This is a genomic window from Sphingomonas degradans (assembly GCF_053502645.1).
The window spans coordinates 2,292,395-2,308,113 of sequence record NZ_CP177172.1 but is presented as its reverse complement, the minus strand read 5'-3'; the positions used below and the strand labels follow the sequence as shown (position 1 = coordinate 2,308,113).

Annotated in this window: 13 protein-coding genes; 8 read left to right on the top strand and 5 right to left on the bottom strand. The window is 69.4% G+C overall.

Going from position 1 to position 15,719, the window contains the following annotated elements; all coding sequences use genetic code 11:
• Genes ACG3SL_RS10390 through ACG3SL_RS10355 form a run of 8 tightly spaced genes read left to right on the top strand, consistent with a single transcriptional unit; the run spans position 1 to position 10,374 of the window.
• Positions 1 to 1,026, top strand: coding sequence for an AAA family ATPase (locus tag ACG3SL_RS10390; protein ID WP_448661032.1), 1,026 nt, complete (start codon positions 1 to 3; stop codon positions 1,024 to 1,026).
• Positions 1,023 to 2,618, top strand: a complete 1,596-nt coding sequence (locus ACG3SL_RS10385; RefSeq protein WP_448661031.1) for a hypothetical protein — start codon at positions 1,023 to 1,025, stop codon at positions 2,616 to 2,618. Before ACG3SL_RS10390 ends, ACG3SL_RS10385 begins: the two co-directional genes overlap by 4 nt.
• Positions 2,619 to 2,634: 16 nt before the next feature.
• The gene (locus ACG3SL_RS10380) at positions 2,635 to 3,795 is read left to right on the top strand and encodes an ExeA family protein (RefSeq protein ID WP_448661029.1); all 1,161 of its coding nucleotides are present in this window, start codon (positions 2,635 to 2,637) and stop codon (positions 3,793 to 3,795) included.
• A gap of 6 nt (positions 3,796 to 3,801) precedes the next feature.
• Complete coding sequence (locus ACG3SL_RS10375) at positions 3,802 to 4,641, top strand: XrtA system polysaccharide deacetylase (protein ID WP_448665113.1); 840 nt, start codon at positions 3,802 to 3,804, stop codon at positions 4,639 to 4,641.
• A gap of 23 nt (positions 4,642 to 4,664) precedes the next feature.
• Positions 4,665 to 5,711 carry a FemAB family XrtA/PEP-CTERM system-associated protein gene (locus ACG3SL_RS10370; protein ID WP_448661028.1) on the top strand — a complete coding sequence of 349 codons (1,047 nt, stop codon included), beginning with the start codon at positions 4,665 to 4,667 and terminating at the stop codon, positions 5,709 to 5,711.
• Entirely contained in the window at positions 5,711 to 6,943 is a 1,233-nt protein-coding gene (locus ACG3SL_RS10365) for a TIGR03087 family PEP-CTERM/XrtA system glycosyltransferase (RefSeq protein ID WP_448665112.1), read from the top strand. Before ACG3SL_RS10370 ends, ACG3SL_RS10365 begins: the two co-directional genes overlap by 1 nt.
• On the top strand, positions 6,940 to 8,481 hold the full coding sequence (gene xrtA / locus ACG3SL_RS10360; protein WP_448661027.1) for an exosortase A: 1,542 nt from the start codon (positions 6,940 to 6,942) through the stop codon (positions 8,479 to 8,481). Before ACG3SL_RS10365 ends, xrtA begins: the two co-directional genes overlap by 4 nt.
• Entirely contained in the window at positions 8,482 to 10,374 is a 1,893-nt protein-coding gene (locus tag ACG3SL_RS10355) for an XrtA/PEP-CTERM system amidotransferase (RefSeq protein WP_448665052.1), read from the top strand. It abuts the gene before it with no gap.
• Between the two features lies 1 nt (position 10,375).
• Here ACG3SL_RS10355 and ACG3SL_RS10350 read toward each other — a convergent pair whose 3' ends face one another.
• The 5 genes from ACG3SL_RS10350 to ACG3SL_RS10330 form a co-directional block, all read right to left on the bottom strand.
• Positions 10,376 to 10,834: an MAPEG family protein gene (locus tag ACG3SL_RS10350; RefSeq protein ID WP_448665051.1), complete on the bottom strand. Its 459-nt coding sequence runs from the start codon at positions 10,832 to 10,834 to the stop codon at positions 10,376 to 10,378.
• Positions 10,835 to 10,893: 59 nt separating this feature from the next.
• On the bottom strand, positions 10,894 to 11,772 hold the full coding sequence (locus tag ACG3SL_RS10345) for an alpha/beta hydrolase family protein (RefSeq protein ID WP_448665050.1): 879 nt from the start codon (positions 11,770 to 11,772) through the stop codon (positions 10,894 to 10,896).
• Positions 11,772 to 12,680 (bottom strand): alpha/beta hydrolase, encoded by a 909-nt coding sequence (locus ACG3SL_RS10340; protein WP_448665049.1) that lies wholly within the window; start codon positions 12,678 to 12,680, stop codon positions 11,772 to 11,774. Before ACG3SL_RS10340 ends, ACG3SL_RS10345 begins: the two co-directional genes overlap by 1 nt.
• Before the next feature lie 558 nt (positions 12,681 to 13,238).
• The gene (locus ACG3SL_RS10335) at positions 13,239 to 14,291 is read right to left on the bottom strand and encodes a 1,9-bis(guanidino)-5-aza-nonane synthase (RefSeq protein WP_448665048.1); all 1,053 of its coding nucleotides are present in this window, start codon (positions 14,289 to 14,291) and stop codon (positions 13,239 to 13,241) included.
• 138 nt (positions 14,292 to 14,429) lie between these two features.
• The gene (locus ACG3SL_RS10330; protein WP_448665047.1) at positions 14,430 to 15,656 is read right to left on the bottom strand and encodes a type III PLP-dependent enzyme; all 1,227 of its coding nucleotides are present in this window, start codon (positions 15,654 to 15,656) and stop codon (positions 14,430 to 14,432) included.
• Positions 15,657 to 15,719: the final 63 nt, after the last annotated feature.

The following is a 15,719-nucleotide window of genomic DNA, read 5'->3' as shown; positions in this document are numbered from 1 at the left end:
ATGAACGACTACACGCCCCACCGGCGCCCCTCGCTGCTCGAACGTGCCGCCGCGCAGAACCAGTTCGGCCTCGCCAAACCGGCGCCTGCCTATCCGCCTGTCATCGAGCCGGAGCAGGCCGCCCCGCCACCCGCGCCCGAGCCGCTTCCCGCCACGCCGGTTGATGCCGCGCCGGTACAGCCTGCGCCGCAGCCCGAGGCGCTGCCCGAGCCCGCGCCGCTGCCGCACTGGGACCCCGTGCCCGATCCGGTCGTGGAACTGGCCCGCACGTCCGCCGACACGCGCCCTCTCGCGCCGATCGACCGCGCGACGCTGGCCGCCGGGGGCATGCTGGTGCCCGACGGCCCGATCACGCCGCTGGCCGAGGAATTTCGCATGGTGAAGCGGCAATTGCTCCTCACCGCCCGCGCCGTCGCGGCGGCGGACACGGTCAAGGCGGCGGACCGCGCGCGGATGATCCTCGTCTGCTCGGCCCAGCCGAACGAGGGCAAGACCTATTGCGCGATCAACCTCGCGCTCTCGATGTCGGCGGAGAAGGACGTCGAGATCCTGCTGGTCGACGCCGATTTCCCGAAACCCGACGTGCTCGACCGGCTGGGCCTGCCGCAGGGGCCGGGGCTGCTCGATGCGCTGGCCGGCGCCGTTGCGGTCGAGGACTGCATCATCCCCACCGACGTGCCGCAGCTTTCGGTGCTGCCGGCGGGGACCAAGACGACCAGCGATACCGAATTGCTGGCCAGCGACCGCGCCCGCGCCGTGCTCGACGGGCTGGCCCAGGCCAATCCGCGCCGCATCGTGATCTTCGATTCGCCGCCTGCGCTCGCCGCCTCGCCCGCATCGGTGCTCGCGCTGCATGTCGGCCAGGCGCTGCTGGTGGTGCGTGCCGACCAGACCAGCGAGAGCGATCTGCGCGAAGCCGTCGCCACGCTCGACGGGTGTGAGCATATCCAGCTTGTCCTGAACGCCGTCTCGTTCCAGCCGGGCGGCCGCCGCTTCGGCAGCTATTATGGGGAGGCCGCCCAATGAGGCGCCTGATCGTCGCCGCCGGTGCCGTCGCCACGCTTGCGGCGCTGCCCGCACAGGCCCAGCGCACCCGCATCTCGCCCTATATCGAGGCGAGCCAGGTGCTCAGCGCCGACCTGTCGGGCGGGGGGGATGTGCTCACCTATTCCACGGTCGCCGCCGGCGTCGATGCCACGGTGCACAGCCGCCGCGTCGAAGTGCAGGTCAGCTACAAATACGAACGCCGCTTCGCCTATGACGAGAAGCTGGCGAACGACCAGACGCACAGCGGGCTTGCGCGGGCAAAGGCAGTCGTCGCGCCCGGCCTGACGATCGAGGGCGGGGCGATCGCCACGCGCGTCCGCGCCGATATTCGCGGCGACGCGCCGGGCACGACCCAGGGGCGGATTCGCAACAGCAGCCAGATCTATTCGGGCTATGTCGGCCCGAACCTGCAAACCCATATCGGCCCGGCCTTTGCCAACGCCGCCTATCGCTTCGGCTATACCAAGGTGGAATCGACGGTCGACACCGGCGTCGCCGCCGGCCAGCCCCGGCTCGACCAGTATGACGATTCGAAGGTCCATGTCGCGACCGCCAGCGTCGGCGTGAAATCGGGCACGGTGCTGCCGGTCGGCGTCACGGTGAGCGGATCGTTCACCCGCGAGGATGCGGGCCAGCTCGACCAGCGGTTCGAGGGCAAGTTCGCGCGCGGCGACGTGGTGCTGCCGGTGGGGGCGGGCGTCGCGCTCGCCGCCGGGGCGGGCTATGAGAAAATCCAGATCAGCCAGCGCGACGCGCTGCGCACCCCCGCCGGCCAGCCGGTGGTGGACGGCAATGGCCGGTTCGTGACCGATCCTGCCTCGCCGCGCCGCATCGCCTATGATCTCGACGGGATGTTCTGGGACGCGGGGGTCATCTGGCGCCCGGGCCGCCGCACCTTTGTCGAGGCGCGGGTGGGGCGCCGTTACGGCTCGATGAGCTATACCGGATCGGCCAGCTACCAGATCGGGCCGGGCAGCGGGGTGCAGTTCGGCGTGTATGACAGCGTCCAGACCTTTGGCCAGCAGCTGGGCGGCGCGCTGTCCACGCTGCCCACGGCGTTCGTCAGCACAACCGATCCGTTCGGCAACCAGTTCAGCGGCTGCATCTATGGCACCGTCGGCGCGGCGGCGGGCGGGTGCCTCAACAATGTGTTCGCCTCTGCCGCGACCTCGGCCTATCGCGCGCGCGGGGTGACCGGCGTGGCGGTGCTCAATCGCGGCAGCACGCGGCTGGGGCTGGGCGGCGGCTATTCGCGGCGGACCTTCATCGCGCCGACCGCCGGCGCGGGCGTCGCGATCAACGGCACGTCGGACGAAAGCTATTATCTCCAGGGATTCGGGTCGACCGATATCGGTCGCAACGGATCGCTGAGCAGCAGCGTGTTCGCCAGCTATTACAACAGCGATCTCCCCGGCGCCGACGGCATCTTTGGCTGGGGCGCCAACACCGCCTATACGCACCGTTTCGGCCCGCTGGGCGCGACGGCATCGCTGGGCATTTTCGGGTTCGAGCGCGACGGCGATTCCAGTGCTGCGGCACAGGCGCTGGTCGGGCTTCGCTACGGTTTTTAAGGGTCAGGAAAAGACCATGTACGACGATCATTATGGACTGAGCGGGCGCCCGTTCCAGCTGACGCCAGACCCGCGCTTCTGGTTCGAGACCGCCACGCACCGCAAGGCGATGGCCTATCTCGGCTATGGGCTCAGCCAGGGCGAGGGCTTTGTCGTCATCACCGGCGATCCCGGCACCGGCAAGACCACGCTGGTCGGCCACCTGCTCGCGCAGATCGATGCCGAGCGGCTGAACGTCATCAAGCTGGTGTCGAGCCAGATCGCCCCCGACGACCTGTTGCGGCTGGTCTGCGCGGGGCTGGACCTCGACGCGACCGGCGCGACCAAGGCGACGATGCTCGCCGCGATCGAGCGCGGGCTGCACAATGTCGCGCGCGGCGGGCGCCGCACGCTGCTGATCGTCGACGAGGCGCAGGCGCTGCCGCTGGAAAGCCTGGAGGAGCTGCGCATGCTCTCCAATTTCCAGGCGGGCGGCTATCCGCTGCTCCAGATCTTCCTGCTCGGCCAGCCCGAGTTCCGCGAGATGCTGGCCACGCCCCGGCTGGAGCAGCTGCGCCAGCGCGTGATCGCGATGCACCATCTGGAGGCGATGCAGCCCGACGAAGTCGAGCCCTATCTGATCCACCGCCTGTCGTGCGTCGGCTGGCGGGGCAAGCCGCGCTTCACCAACGATGCGGTCGCGGCGATGTATCGCTGGTCGGGCGGCACCCCGCGCCGGCTGAACCAGCTCGCCAGCCGCGTGCTGCTGTTCGGCGCGATCGAGCGGCTGGAGACTTTTGGCCAGCACGAACTGGCAACGGTGATCGCCGACCTCAACGAAGACACCGGCCTGGCCGCCGATCCGGCGCCGGCGCCCGCCTTTGTGGCCGAGCCGCGCCGCGTGGCGGCGTCCAATCCGTTCGTCGATCTGCCCGAACTGGGCGAGATCGCGCCGCTGCGCATGGGCACGCCGGTGCCCCCGCCCACGCCGACGCCCGCCGCGGTCAACGACATCCGCCCCCCCGCCGCCTCGGGTGAGGAAGCGCGGCTGGAGGCGCGCATCGCGCAGGTCGAACGCCAGCTGCAACAGCAGGACGAGGCGTTGCGCCGCGTACTCGGACTGCTCGTCGACTGGGTCGAATCGGGCGACGGCGCGCAGCGCCCGGACCTGTCCGCCACGCCGGGCGCGGCCGCCTGAACCGTGCTGGTCAACGCCCTTTCCGTCGATGTCGAGGACTGGTTCCAGGTCGGCGCCTTTGAAACGGCGATCCGCCGCGCCGACTGGGACGGGCTCGAACACCGGGTCGAGGCGAATACCGATCGCGTGCTCGCGCTGTTCGACGCGCGCGGGGTAAAGGGGACGTTCTTCACGCTGGGCTGGGTGGCGCAGCGCTATCCCGCGCTGATCCGCCGCATCGCCGAGGGCGGGCACGAAGTTGCCAGCCATGGCTGGGGCCATCAGCGCGTGTTCACGCTCACGCCCGACCAGTTCCGCGCCGATCTGGCGGCGGCGCGCGCGGCGCTGGAGGATGCGGGCGGGACTGCGGTGACGGGCTATCGCGCGCCCAATTTCTCGTTCGATCGCCGCACCCCCTGGGCGCACACGATCCTGGCGGAAGAGGGCTATCGTTATTCCTCCAGCGTCGCGCCGCTGCGGCACGATCACTATGGCGTGCCCGATGCCCCGCGCACGGCCTATCGCCCGGTGGCGGGCGCCGATCTGGTCGAGCTGCCGATCACGCTGGCGCGCGTGCTGGGGCGCGAAGTCACGACCGGCGGCGGCTTTTTCCGGTTGCTGCCGGGGGCGGTGACGGCGCGTGCGGTGCGCGCGGCCAATGCCGGGCATGCGCCGGCGGTATTCTATTTCCACCCCTGGGAAATCGATCCCGGCCAGCCGCGCGTGCGCACCGCGCCGCTCAAGTCGCGGCTGCGCCATTATGCCCGGCTGGGCGCGATGGCGGGCAAGCTCGACCGGCTGATCGGCGCCCATGCCTGGGGCCGGATGGACCAGGTTGCCGCCCGCGCCGCCGAGCGGCTGGCGTGAACGCCCCCCATTTGCGCAAAGCCATGGCCCTGCGCGTCGCCGATCTGGGCGACGCGATCGAGCGCGCGCGCATCGGCGCCTATGTCCACGACCATGCCGGGGGCACGCCGTTCCACTTGCCCGCCTGGAGCATCGCCGTCGCGCGGGGATGCCGCCAGCGCAGCCATTATCTGGTGGTCGAGCGCGGCAATGGCGAGATTGCCGGGCTGCTCCCGCTCACCGAAACCCATTCGGCGCTGTTCGGGCGGGCGCTGGTATCCGCCGGGTTCGGCGTCGGCGGCGGCATCCTTGCCGATACGCCGGCGGTCGCAGCGCAACTGGGCACGGCGGCAATGGCGCTCGCCGAACGGCTGAGCTGTGCCACGGTCGAGCTGCGCGGCGGCGCGCGCCCCGACGATGCGTGGCACGCCAATACCACCAGCTATCTCGGCTTCGTCCGCGATCTCGCCGCCGATGACGAGGCCGAGCTGCTCGCCATCCCGCGCAAGCAGCGCGCCGAGGTCCGCCGCGCACTGGCCAACGATCTCGACGTGGCGATCGGCTGTAACGCGGACGACCTGCGCGCGCACTATGCCGTCTATGCGGAATCGGTCCGCAACCTCGGCACGCCGGTGTTCCCGCGCAGCCTGTTCGCGCAGGTGCTGCGCGAGTTCGGCGCGTCGGCGGACATATTGACGGTGCGCAGCGGCGGAGACGCGGTGGCGAGCGTGTTGAGCCTGTACTGGAAGGGCACGGTGTTTCCGTACTGGGGCGGCGGCACGGCGGCGGCGCGTGCGCTGCGCGCCAATGACCGGATGTATTTCGCGCTGATGGCCCATGCCCGCACGCGCGGCTGCGCCCGCTTCGATTTCGGGCGGTCCAAGACCGGGACCGGCGCCGCCGCGTTCAAGAAGAACTGGGGGTTCGACGGCCGGCCGCTCACCTATTTCACGCGCACCACCGACGGCACGCCCCCGCGCTCGATCAACCCGCTCGACCCCAAATACAGCCTCCAGGTGCGTGCGTGGAAGCGGATGCCGCTATGGCTCGCCAACCGGGTGGGGCCGTTCATTTCGCGCGGGCTGGGCTGATGGGCGACATATTGTTCCTCGCGCACCGCGTGCCCTATCCGCCCGATCGCGGCGACAAGATCCGCGGCTTCCACATCCTGCGGCATCTGGCGGCGAAAAAGCGGGTCCACCTGATCGCCTTTGCCGACGATCCCGCCGACCTGAAGCACAAGGGCGGGCTGGCCCGGCTCACCGGCAACCGCTCGATCATCTGGCGCTCCAAGTCGCAGGCGCGGGCAGGGGTGGAGGCGTTGCTGTCGCACCGTCCGGTGTCGCTGACCGCGTTCGACAATGACGCGCTGCGCCAGTCGGTCACCAGCATCCTCGCCCGGCACAATATCGACACGATCTTCGTCTTTTCCAGCCAGATGGCACAATATGTGCCGTCGCGCCCGCGCCAGCGCGTCGTGATGGACTTTGTCGACATGGATTCGGCCAAGTTCGCCGCCTATGCCCGCACCTCGCGCTGGCCGAAGAGCTGGCTGCTCGCCCGCGAAGGCCGGATGCTGATGCACTATGAGCGCGCCGTCGCTGCGCGTGCCGACGCCAGCCTGTTCGTCAGCGCGGCGGAGGCGGAGCTGTTCCGCACCAGCACCGGCGCCGACAACGTCCATGTCGTGGAAAACGGCATCGACACCGCCTTTTTCGATCCCGCCGCCACCTATCGCCGCGTCGATGCGCTGGGCGCGCTGATCGTCTTTACCGGCCAGATGGACTATCGCCCCAATATCGAGGGCGTCACTTGGTTTGCCGAGTCGATCCTGCCGCACATTCGCGTGGCACACCCCGATGCCCGGTTCATGATCGTCGGACGCAACCCGACCGAGGCCGTCCGCGCCCTGACGCGCCATCCCGGCGTGATGGTGACCGGCCAGGTGCCCGATGTGCGCGGCTGGCTGGCGGCGGCATCGGTCGTCGTCGCGCCGCTCAAGCTCGCGCGCGGCGTGCAGAACAAGGTGCTGGAGGGGATGGCAATGGCGCGCCCCGTCGTCGCCTCTGCCGAAGCGGCGGAGGGGATCGACCATGGCGGCACGATCCGCGTCGGCGCGAGCGTGGGGGAGATGGCCGACGCGATCAACGCGCTGCTGGCCGACCGCGCGAGCGCGGCGGCGCTGGGCGCGGCGGCGCGGCAACAGGTGATCGATCGCTATAGCTGGGACGCGCGGCTCGCGGCGCTCGACGCCGTGCTGGCCGCCCCCCTGCGCCCCGAAAAGGACGCCCGCGTCGCCCGCGCGCGCAAGACCGTCGCATGACGATCGCGGCCCCAGCCACGCCCGCGCCGGCTGCCGGCGCGCGCCTGTTCGACGCCCGCTGGCGGCGGCACGCGCTGCTGCTCGCCGCCACCTGGGCCGCGCTGCTGCTGCTGTTTCGCCGCGACACCGCCGATCTGGCGACGATCTATTGGACCAACACCACCTTCGGCCACTGCCTGTTCATCGCGCCGGTGATCGCATGGCTGGTGTGGCAGCGCCGCGCCGGGCTGGCGCAGGTGCCGCCACAGGGCTGGTGGCCGGGGCTGGCGCTGGTCGCAGGTGGCGGCTTTGGCTGGCTGCTGGGCGATGCCGCCAGCGTCGCGCTGTTCCGCCATGCCGGGCTGGTGCTGATGCTCCAGGGCGCGGTCGTCACCGTGCTGGGGCCCAATGTCGCGCGCGCGCTGCTGTTTCCGCTGGCCTATATGGCGTTCCTCGTGCCCTTCGGCGACTTTCTGGAGGGGCCGCTTCAGGACATCACGATCCGCATGGTGATGCCGCTGCTCCATCTGTTCGGCGTGCCGGCGCAGGTGGACGGCGTGCTCATCACCACGCCCAACGGCTATTTCGAGATTGCGGAGGCGTGTTCGGGGGCGAAATTCGTGATCGCCATGGTCGCCTTCGGCGTGCTGGTCGCCAATGTCTGCTACGTGTCGTGGGGGCGCCGCGCGGCGTTCCTGCTGGCCGCGCTGGTGGTGCCGGTGATCGCCAACGGATTGCGCGCGTTCGGGACGATCTATGCCGCGTGGTGGACTTCGGTCGAACGTGCCACCGGGCTCGACCATATCGTCTATGGCTGGTTCTTCTTCGCGCTGGTGATGGCGGCGGTGCTGGCGATCGGGTGGCGCTGGTTCGATCGCGATCCCGACGCGCCATGGTTCGATCCTGCCGCGCTGCAAACGCCGGCATGGGGCCGCACCGACCCGACGCTCGCGGCGCTGCTCGCGCTGACGCTCGCAAGCGCATTCCTCGGCTGGGGCAGCCTCGTCGCGGCCCGCGCCGCCCCGCTGCCGCCGCGCATCGAATTGCCCTCGGTGCCGGGGTGGCAGCGCGTGAACCTCAGCACCACGGCGCCGTGGACGCCCAACTTCCCCGGCGCCGATCATTTCCTGATCGGGCGCTATGCCGATGCACAGGGGCGCGCGGTCGACCTGGCGGTGGCGGTCTATGCCAACCAGCATGAGGGCAAGGAACTGGTCGGCTTCGGCATCGGCGCGATCCGCGAGAATGATCGCTGGGTCCGTATCGAGGATATGCCCCCGGTCGCGGGCGGGCACGCTTTGCGCATGGTTGGTCCCGCACGGGTGGAACGCGAGACCGTCAGCTGGTACCGGGTCGGCGACACGCTGACCGGGAGCGACAATCGAGTGAAGCTGGCGACGCTGAAGGCCAAGATGCTGGGCGGCAACCAGGCGGGAGTGGCCGTGCTGCTCTCCGCCGAGCGCGATGGGGAGGGGGATGCCGATGCGGCGATCCGCGCGTTCCTCGCGGGCGTAGGGCCGCTCGACGCGCTGGCCGATCGCATGGCGGGCGTGCGCTGAATGTGCGGTATCGCGGGGCTCTATTACCCCGCCCTTGCCAAGCCGGTCGATCCGAACCGCATCGTCCAGATGTGCGACGCGCTCGCGCATCGCGGGCCGGACGGGTCGGGCGTGTGGACCGCGCCGGGCGTGGGCCTCGGCCATCGGCGGCTGGCGATCATCGACCTGGAAGGCGGCGTCCAGCCGATGGCGCTGCCGGACGAGAGCGTCGTCACGATCTTCAACGGCGAAATCTATAATTTCCGCGAAGTGCGCGACGAGTTGGAGGGGCGGGGCGCGCGCTTCCTGACCGACAGCGATACCGAAGTGCTGCTCCACGGCTGGCGCGCCTGGGGGCCGGGGCTGCTGGAGCGGCTGAACGGCATGTTCGCCTTCGCGCTCTACGATGCCGAGGCAAAGAGCCTGTTCCTCGCGCGCGACCGCTTCGGGGTAAAGCCGCTGCATTATGCCGAATTGTCGGACGGTGCGGTCGCCTTCGCCTCCGAGCTGAAGGGGCTGCTCGCCCATCCGCTGTTCCGCCGCACCCCCGATTTCCGCGCGGTCGAGGATTATCTGGGGCTCGGCTATGTCCCCGACGACGCCTCGCTGCTCGCCGGCGTGCGCAAGCTGCCTGCCGGCCATTTCCTGCTGCTCCAGCGCGACCGCCCGGTGCCCCAGCCGGTGCAGTGGTGGGACATCGACTTCACCCGGCGCGCCACGGGCAAGACCCGCGACCTCGAGGCCGAGCTGGTCGATCGGATGCGCACGGCGGTGCGCTCGCGGATGATCGCCGATGTGCCGCTGGGCGCGTTCCTGTCGGGCGGCGTGGACAGCAGCGCCGTGGTCGCGCTGATGGCCGAGGCGAGCCGAACGGCGGTAAAGACCTGCACGATCGGCTTCGACGAATCGGGATATGACGAAAGCGCCTATGCCCGCCAGGTCGCCGGCCGCTTCGCCACCGCGCATCGCGAGCGCACCGTGGCGGCGGACGATTTCGCGCTGATCGACACGCTGGTCGCCGCCTTTGACGAACCCTTTGCCGATGCCTCCGCGCTGCCCACCTATCGCGTGTGCCAGCTCGCGCGCGAAAGCGTGACGGTGGCGCTGTCGGGCGATGGCGCGGACGAGGCGTTCGCCGGCTATCGCCGCTACAAATTCTTCGCGGCGGAGGAGCGGTTCCGTGCCGCGCTGCCCACCGCGTTCCGCCAATCGGTGTTCGGCACGCTGGGCCGCGCCTATCCCAAGGCCGACTGGGCACCGCGCCCGTTCCGCGCCAAGACGACGCTGCTCGCGCTCGCCGACGAAGGCGACGTGGCCTATGCCAAGGCGGTCGGCGTCACCGGCCCCGAGCTGCGCCACCGGCTGTACCGCGACGCCGCGCGGCAGGCGCTGGGCGGCCACACCGCCGAACAGCGCTATATCGACACGATGCGCGCCGCCCCAGCGCGCGATGCGCTCGACCGCGCCCAATATGCCGACATCAAGCACTGGCTGCCCGGCGACATCCTGACCAAGGTGGATCGCACCAGCATGGCCGTAAGCCTGGAGACGCGCGAGCCGCTGCTCGACCACCGGCTGGTCGAATTCGCCGCCACCTTGCCCCCGGCGCTCCGCATCCGCGCAGGCCAGGGCAAGTGGCTGCTCAAAAAGGCGATGGAGCCTTGGCTGCCCAGGGAAGTCCTGTATCGCCCGAAAATGGGCTTCGTCACCCCGGTCAGCGCGTGGTTCCGCAAGGCGCTGGCCGAGGAGGCGGCTGCGCTGGCCCGGTCGAAGCTGCTCGCCGGCACCGGCTGGTTCGACCTGTCGGTGGTGGAGACGCTGGCGGCGGACCACAAGGCGGGCCGCGCCGACCATGGCCGCACGCTCTGGCAGCTGCTGATGCTCGAACGCAGCCTCGCGCGGCTGTTCGGCTGAGCTACAGCCGTTCGGCGGCGACCGGCGCGGGCTGATGGATCACCGCGATCCCCGCGTGCAGCGTCAGCGCGACCAGCGCCAGCGACGAAAGCGCGAACAGCATGAAGCGCACCAGCACGCGGTTATAGGTCGCCTGCACGATGCTGTGGACGATGCGCAGCCCCACATAGATCCAGGCGATCGCCGCGTTGATCCCGTTGCCGTCGCCCAGCAACGCCAGCGTCAGCGCGATCGCGTAGAAGATCGTCGGCTGCTCCAGCAGATGCATGTAATTATGCGCCGGCCACTGCGCGCGTTCGGGTAACAGCTTGTCGAGGAAATGCGGTCGCCCGCCCACGACGGTACGGATGTCGATCCCCGCCTTGGGCAGCGCGGGAATCCGCACGACCAGCATCCAGAACATCATCACCTGCGTCCACGCGACCAGCGCGACGATCGGCGCGAGTATTTCACTGTACATGGACCATGCCCCTCCGCGATTTGCGCGAGGCTGCTTGATTCAGGCGCGCATTGCAAACATCATTGCGAAAAGGCGTGGCGTACGATGAAGTCGATTACGTCGCGGCCCTGCGGCGTCGTGGGGGTGATGATGTTGAAATGGTCCGCCCCGCCCGACGCCAGCACCGCCACCGGATCGCCGGATTCGCGCGCGGCGGCGACATAGGGTGCCATCCATTCGGTGAGCGCCCCCAGCACGAAATATTGCGGCACCCCCAGCGGCAAATGGTCCTGCGGCGAGGCAAAGCGATAGGCGTCGGGCAGCGCCGCCGGGGTCCCGCCCATGAAGGGCGCGATCACCGGCTGCCCCCGGCACACTTCGGCATCCGGGCCGACCAGCGGCGCCAGCGCGCCCGGCCCGTCGATCGCGACCACGGCGGCGATCGGCAGCGGGGCCGCACCTGCAATCTCGCCGCCCAGCCGTGCGCGCGATGCCGCCCACAGCGCCAGATGCGCGCCCGACGAATGCCCCACCACTGCGACTCTTGTCAGATCCAGCTTCTGGGTGCGCGCCAGCGTACGCAGATAATCCACGCCCGCCGCAATATCCGCGAACGTCCCCGGATAGCCCCCGCCCGGATTGCCCAGCCGGCGATATTCCAGGTTCCACGTCGCGATCCCGCGCGCGGTGAGCGCGTCCGCGAGCGGCGCGGTGCCGCTGGCATCCTCCATCGCCGCGCTCCAGCACCCGCCATGGAGCACCACCGCGACGGGGAAGGGGCCCTTGCCCGCCGGCAGGCGCAGCTCGCCATGCTGGATCGGGTCGGGGCCATAGCGCTCGACCAGCGCGGGCCGGGTCACGGTTTTCCGCGCCTCGCCCAGCACCTGGTACGACGATCCCTGCGCCAGCGCGGGCGACGCGGCGAGCAGGGGCAAGAGGCATAACAGTGCCTTCACCATCACGCCTCTCGACCTGCGGTCCACCGCGCAAAGATATCGATCCAGTCGCGATCGGGCGACTCCGCCGAAAGGTTGGCGCCGAACCCATGCCCGCCATGCTCGATCAGGTGCGCGGCCACCGGCACCTTGTGGGTCAGGCATGCGCCGAACATCGCCACGCTCTGCGTCACCGGCACGGTCCCGTCGTCGGTCGCATGGATCAGGAACACCGGCGGCGTCCGGGGCGATACGCGCGCCAGCGGCGTGTGGCGCGCGACGATCGCCGGATCGCGGTCCTTGCCCATCAGCCCGAAGGCGGAGCGGCTGTTCGGCCCGGCGCTCGCGAAATCGACCACCGGATAGGCCAGCCCCGCATAGGCCGGGCGCGCCGACTGGCGGTCGGCGGCATCGACGGGCGCATACACCGTGTCGCCATGCGCGACGGCAAGGTCCGCCGCCAGATGCCCGCCGGCGGAAAAGCCCATGATCCCCAGCCGCGCCGGATCGATGCCCCATGTCCCCGCCCGCGCGCGGATCAGCCGCATCGCCCGCTGCGCATCCTGCAACGGCACGTCCCAGCGCTGCCCCCATCCCTGGCCGGGAATGCGATAGGCGAGCACGAACACCGTGATGCCCTGCCGGTTCAGCGGCGTGGCGAAACTGGCCCCCTCATTGCCCAGCGACACGAACAGATACGCACCCCCCGGCATCACCAGCACCGCGCGTCCATCGGGCCGGGCAGGGCGATAGACGCCGACGATCGGCGCGCGCGCGTCCGCGCTGGCCGTGGCGGCGCCCGGCGGCGCATCGGGCCATAGCGCGAAATGCTCGGCGGGCGGCCACGCCTCCTCGACGCGCGCGCGTGCGGCGGGGGCGGCCATCGCGACGGCCATCGCCCCGCCCAGCATCGTCCGGCGGTCTATCGGCATCGGTCCACTCCAGCTATGCGATCGCATATTCCGAAGGTTAGCGATCCTCCCCCCTCTCCCGCAAGCGGGACGGGCCAGGGGAGTAGCCCATTCCTCCCCGGAACGGGGAGGGGGACCGCCGCCAAAGGCGGTGGTGGAGGGGGCTCGCGCCCAATCCCGGCGGTATCCCGACACGCCCTCTCCCGCGTGCGGGAGAGGGCGCGCCCGCCAACGAACATCATCGCCAGCGGAAGCCCCCTCACCCAACCCTCTCCCGCACGCGGGAGAGGGCTAAAGAAGCGCCGCCCCAATCCCGTCACCGCATGCGGCAGAGGGCCAAAACCCGCCGCTCCCCCATCCCCTCTCCCGCAAGCGGGAGAGGGAGGGGCCCGCCGCGCAGCGGTGGGAGGGTGAGGGCCCTTCACCAGCCCAATAAGAAAACGGCCGGGGATCGCTCCCCGGCCGCTTCGCTTTTCCGGATAGGCCGTCGCGGGCGTAAATCCCGCGCCGTCGGACGCGGCGTTGCCGCGCCGGCCGGCCTTCGCCGTCTCAGGGCGAGCACGGCTCGCCCCGTGCGGCTCAGGCGAACAGCTTCGCCCAGGCGCGCTTGGCGCGATCCTTCCAGTGGCCGCGGTGATAGGCGTCCGATGCCAGCAGCGGCATGACCGAGCCGGCCTCCGCGAACACCATCTGCTCGATGCCCGTGTTCACCTTGCCCCAGCTGGCGGCTTCCTGCAGCGTCGAGGACGAGCAGGCGCCGTCGCGCACGTCGGCGACGGTGATCTGCACGGCGTACTTGTGCACTTCCACATCGTCATGGCCCAGGATTTCGGCGCAGACGACCGTGTCCTGGATGAAGTTCTTGGGCACGCCGCCGCCGATCATCAGCAGGCCGGTGGTGCCCGCCTTGATCTTGATGTCGGTCAGTTCGCGGAAGTCCGCGACCGCGTCGATCATCAGGTACGGCTTGCCGGCCTTGGCCGCATCGACCTGGTGCTTGACGAGGCCGAAGCCCGCCGAGCTGTCGACGAATGCCGGGCAGAAGATCGGCACGTCATGCTCATAGGCCAGCTTGACGAGGCTGTTGTCCTTCTTGCCATGCTCGACCAGATACTTGCCCATCTCGCGGATGAACGCGCGGCTCGAATAGGCCTTGGGCTCCAGCGTCTCGGCGATCTCGAAGATCGTGTGGTCGACGTGCTGAAGCTCTTCCTCGTCGATGTACGTGTCATAGATGCGGTCGATGTAGAGCGAGCGCAGCGTGTCGTCGTCGGGGATTTCCAGCGCCTGATAGTGCTTGTGGCCCAGGCCCTCGAAGAAATCCATGTCGACGATGGTCGCGCCGGTGGCGACGATCACGTCGACCATGTTGTTGCGCACCAGCTCGGCATACAGGTCCATGCAGCCGCCGGCCGAGGTCGAACCGGCGATGACCAGCACGACCGTGCAGTCCTTGTCGGCCAGCATCTCGTTATAGATCTTGGTCGCGCGGCCCAGGTCGCGGCTGGTGAAGCTCATATCGGCCATCGCATCGACGATCGGACGCGCGTCGAAGCTGGTGATGTCGATGTGCTTGACCTGCTTGGACAGCAGTTCCGCCTTGCGGTTGTCGTTCACTACGGTGTCGGTCATCTTTTCTTCCTTATTCCCCTCCCGCTTGCGGGAGGGGTTAGGGGAGGGCCTGTGCGGCACGCCTCCCGTTACAGGCCCTCCCCCGACCCCTCCCGCAAGCGGGAGGGGGGAAAGAAGAGCAGCAATCGGCCTCTAGCGTTACAGCTTGACGACGTTCGACGGCAGCGCCTGTTCCTCGTCGCTCGCGACATACAGCGTGACCATCGGCTCGTCGTCGACGATCACCGTGCGGTCCGAGCCGAAGCCGTTGAACGCGGTACGCATCGCCGCGCCATAGGCGCCGAGCATCCCGATCTCGATATAGTCCCCCGCGCGGATGTCCGCCGGCAGCAGGAACGGGCCTGCCATATGGTCCATATCGTCGCAGGTCGGGCCATAGAAGCTGAACTCCATGTCCTTCGCGTTCGAATCGGGCTCGCGCAGCAGCGTGACGGGGAAGCGCCAGCCGAGATGCGCCGCATCGAACAACGCGCCATAGGCGCCGTCGTTGATGTACAGCTCGTTGCCGCGACGCCGTTCGACGCGCGCCACGATCGAGCTGTATTCGGCGCACAGCGCGCGGCCCGGCTCGCACCACAGTTCCGACGAATAGCTGACGGGCAGGCTTTCGAAGGCGCGGTGGATCGTCGCGAAATAGCGCTCCAGCGGCGGGGGCTCCATGCCGGGATAGCTCGACGGAAAGCCGCCGCCGACGTCGATCACGTCCACGGTGACGCCCGCATCGACGATCGCCGCGCGCACGCGCTCCATCGCGTTGGAATAGGCTTCGGGCGACATCGCCTGGCTGCCGACATGGAAGCAGATGCCCAGGGCATCCGCGACCTGGCGGGCGGCCATCAGCAGCGGCTTGGATTCGCCGGGGCCGACGCCGAACTTCGACGCGAGGCTCAGCTTCGAGTGATCGGACGACACGCGCAGCCGGACGCACAGCGTCAGATCGGTCGCGCTTTTGGTGGCGCTGACGATCTTTTCCAGCTCTTCCAGGCTGTCGAGGCTGAACACCCGCACGCCATGCTCGAAATAGGCTTCCGCGATGGCTTCCTCAGCCTTCACCGGATGCATGAAGCACAGCGTGGCTTCCGGCGCGACACCGGCGACCAGCCGCACCTCGGCGATCGAGGCGACGTCGAAATGGGTGATGCCGCTTTCCCACAGGACCCGGATCAGGTCCGGCGAGGGATTCGCCTTCACCGCATACATCGACCGACCCGGAAACTTCTCTGCGAAGAATCGGGCGGCACGCGATGCGGCGTGCGGACGAACGAGCGTTACCGGCTGAACCGGACGCTGCGTGGCGATGTCGATGCCGCGAACGGCGGTCGAACGGGGACCTGCTAACCCCAGCGCGCGATGATGCTTGTGCAACTCAAGGGACCTCCAAGTGCCTGACGGCGATCGTTGACAAAAGCTGCCTTGCGGTTGGAAGTC

Bases quoted from the DNA above. Each gene is read 5' to 3' on its own strand.
- ACG3SL_RS10390 (WP_448661032.1), top strand. From the start codon at position 1: ATGAACGACTACACGCCCCACCGGCGCCCCTCGCTGCTCGAACGTGCC.
- ACG3SL_RS10385 (WP_448661031.1), top strand. From the start codon at position 1,023: ATGAGGCGCCTGATCGTCGCCGCCGGTGCCGTCGCCACGCTTGCGGCG.
- ACG3SL_RS10380 (WP_448661029.1), top strand. From the start codon at position 2,635: ATGTACGACGATCATTATGGACTGAGCGGGCGCCCGTTCCAGCTGACG.
- ACG3SL_RS10370 (WP_448661028.1), top strand. From the start codon at position 4,665: ATGGCCCTGCGCGTCGCCGATCTGGGCGACGCGATCGAGCGCGCGCGC.
- ACG3SL_RS10365 (WP_448665112.1), top strand. From the start codon at position 5,711: ATGGGCGACATATTGTTCCTCGCGCACCGCGTGCCCTATCCGCCCGAT.
- xrtA (WP_448661027.1), top strand. From the start codon at position 6,940: ATGACGATCGCGGCCCCAGCCACGCCCGCGCCGGCTGCCGGCGCGCGC.
- ACG3SL_RS10355 (WP_448665052.1), top strand. From the start codon at position 8,482: ATGTGCGGTATCGCGGGGCTCTATTACCCCGCCCTTGCCAAGCCGGTC.
- ACG3SL_RS10350 (WP_448665051.1), bottom strand. From the start codon at position 10,834: ATGTACAGTGAAATACTCGCGCCGATCGTCGCGCTGGTCGCGTGGACG.
- ACG3SL_RS10345 (WP_448665050.1), bottom strand. From the start codon at position 11,772: ATGGTGAAGGCACTGTTATGCCTCTTGCCCCTGCTCGCCGCGTCGCCC.
- ACG3SL_RS10340 (WP_448665049.1), bottom strand. From the start codon at position 12,680: ATGCCGATAGACCGCCGGACGATGCTGGGCGGGGCGATGGCCGTCGCG.
- ACG3SL_RS10335 (WP_448665048.1), bottom strand. From the start codon at position 14,291: ATGACCGACACCGTAGTGAACGACAACCGCAAGGCGGAACTGCTGTCC.